Origin of the sequence: Pseudonocardia charpentierae, from assembly GCF_031845345.1 — a bacterium.
Classification (GTDB): domain Bacteria; phylum Actinomycetota; class Actinomycetes; order Mycobacteriales; family Pseudonocardiaceae; genus Pseudonocardia; species Pseudonocardia charpentierae.
The window spans coordinates 1-1,800 of record NZ_JAVREJ010000080.1 but is presented as its reverse complement, the minus strand read 5'-3'; the positions used below and the strand labels follow the sequence as shown (position 1 = coordinate 1,800).

General features: G+C 71.3%; 1 protein-coding gene. It reads left to right on the top strand.

Annotated elements, in window-relative coordinates; translation table 11 throughout:
- Positions 1 to 67: 67 nt before the first annotated feature.
- Entirely contained in the window at positions 68 to 1,624 is a 1,557-nt protein-coding gene (locus RM445_RS31920; RefSeq protein ID WP_311560590.1) for an IS1182 family transposase, read from the top strand.
- The last annotated feature ends 176 nt before the right edge of the window (positions 1,625 to 1,800 follow it).

The window sequence follows — 1,800 nt, the reverse complement described above, 5'->3', positions numbered from 1 at the left end:
CTAGGAGAGCCCTGAACAATCGGTGTGTTGGGCCGAGCTGCCGGTCAGGGGCTGGGACGATGTCGTGGTGCAGGGACGGGCTGATCCGCAGCGCGAGATTCTGGAAGTGGAGTCGGTGGCCGGGCACCTGTTGCCGGCGGGTGGGGTGTTCGCGTTCCTGGCCGGGCATCGGCGGGAGTTGTTCCCGGATGAGCTGTTCGCCGATCTGTTCCCGAGCCGGCGGGGTCGTCCGTCGATCCCGGCCGATGTGGTCGCGTCGGTGATCGTGTTGCAGACCTTGCACGGGCTGTCGGACAGCGAGGCGGTGGAGGCGGTCACGTTCGATCTGCGGTGGAAGGCCGCGTGCGGGCTGGCGGTGACCGCGCCGGGGTTTCATCCCACGGTGTTGACCTACTGGCGGCGTCGGCTGGCCGCCTCGAAGCGGCCGCGGCGGATCTTCGAGGTGGTCGGGCAGGTGGTCGCCCAGACCGGGGTGCTGACCGGGAAGACCCGCCGGGCGTTGGACTCCACGGTGCTCGACGACGCGGTGGCCACCCAGGACACGGTCACTCAGCTGATCTCAGCGGTCCGCCGGGTGGCCCGGGTGGTGCCCGGTGCCGCGGAGGTGATCGCCGCGCGGTGCACCGGGCACGACTACGCCCAGCCGGGGAAGCCGACGATCGCGTGGAACGACCCTGACGCTCGTGAACAGCTGGTGGATGCCCTGGTCTCGGACGCGCACCGGCTGTTGGGCCACCTGCCCGAGCAGGAACTCGAGCCGGCCGCGGCCGAGGCGGTCGGGCTGCTGGCGCTGGTCGCCGGGCAGGACGTCGAACCCGCGGAGGGCTCCGATGGCACCGACGGACGCTGGCGCATCGCGCGGAAGGTGACCCCGGAGCGGGTGATCTCCACCGTGGATCCTCAGGCCCGGCACGCGCACAAGACTCGCGCCCGGCATCAGGACGGCTACAAGGCGCACGTGAAGGTCGAGCCAGACACCGGGCTGATCACCGGCTGCGCGTTGACCCCGGCGTCCGGGGCGGAGCACTCCGACGCCGCGGTCGGTATCGCGCTGCTGGCCGAGGAGCCCGACCCGGTGCAGGTGCTGGCCGACTCGGCCTACGGAACCGGGGAGTTGCTGGCCGCGACCGCCGACGGCGGGCACACCGCGATCATCAAGCCGTGGCCGCTGCGCCCGGCCGTGGACGGCGGGTTCACCCTCGACGATTTCACCGTCGACGAGACTGCCGCCCGAGTGACCTGTCCGAACCAGGTCAGCCGTTCGATTACCCACAGCCGAGCGGTGATCTTCGGAGCCGCATGTCGAGACTGCCCGCTCCGCGCCCGGTGCACCACCTCGGCGACGGGGCGGACGCTGCGGCTGCGCCCCTACGACGCGCTGCAGCGCGCGCACCGGATTCGTGCTCAGGATCCGGAGTTCCAGACCGTCTACCGCCGGCACCGGCCCATGGTCGAACGGGCGATCTCCTGGCTGGTCACCGGCCGCAATCGGCGGCTGCGGTTCCTCGGCACCCAGCGCAACGACCTGTGGCTGCACCACCGCGTCGCCGGGCTGAACCTGCGCCGCCTGCTCAACCTCGGGCTGACCCGCAGCGGTGGAACCTGGACGCTCGCTCCGGCCTGACCACGGCCCGCCACCCGACGGCTTGACCATCTCACTGGCCACGGCGCACTCACGGCCGCGACAGGCAGGCGAACTCGCTGTCCCCCGCGAGGGCGTTGACCGCCGGATCGACCGCCTTGAGAGGCCCTGCTCATCCCACCAGGCCCCACAAGACGATTGTTCAGGAGCGTCCTAGC